2 pseudogenes are annotated in these 542 nt (G+C 67.2%); one reads left to right on the top strand and one right to left on the bottom strand.

Annotated features, from left to right (window positions below):
- Positions 1–84: pseudogene (locus tag A5701_RS28270) on the top strand (DUF5078 domain-containing protein); the annotation flags it as partial.
- 100 nt (positions 85–184) lie between these two features.
- On the opposite strand, the pseudogene A5701_RS17850 reads toward A5701_RS28270, so the two are convergent.
- Positions 185–542 (bottom strand): annotated as a pseudogene (locus A5701_RS17850) (enoyl-CoA hydratase); the annotation flags it as partial.

Here is a 542-nt window from a genome sequence, read left to right as displayed (position 1 = left end):
GTCTTCCCGAAGACCGCCGTCGCCGATTCGACGGAGGACTTCCCGATTCCGCGCAGGATGATCAACACCACGTGCGATGCCGAGGGCGAGGAAGGCGGCGCCTGCGCGCAAGCCGGTGTTCAGCCGAGACATAGCTGTAACGGTAACACTTTTTGACCGGCGGCCGCCAGGTTCCTAGTTTGTCTCAGCATTGGTCCCGATCAGGCACGATGACGTGTGAGGGGTCGGGCCGCAGCTCCGGCGGGGCCTGGCTGTAGTCGCCGAACGGGCCGTCGCGGCGCTCGACGGCCGCCCGCACGCCCTGGGTTTCGGCCGTGTTGATGAAATCGAGCGCGTCGGGAGTGTTGCGCATCAGGCCGTCGAGGATGCCGCCGAGCGTCTGGGTGGACGCCAACCCCATGTTCTCGTAGGCCTGGTTGACGATCAGCTTCTGCGCCCGCAGCTGCGACAGCGGGATGCGCGCGAGCTCGGCGGCGATCTCGGCGACCCGGGCCTCCAGGCGTTCGAACGGCACCGCCTCGTTGATCAGCTCGATCTCGGCC

Source organism: Mycobacterium sp. E3305 (assembly GCF_001666785.1).
Classification (GTDB): domain Bacteria; phylum Actinomycetota; class Actinomycetes; order Mycobacteriales; family Mycobacteriaceae; genus Mycobacterium.
The sequence above is the reverse complement of the archived record's forward strand: the minus strand, read 5'-3'. Positions and strand labels throughout refer to the sequence as shown.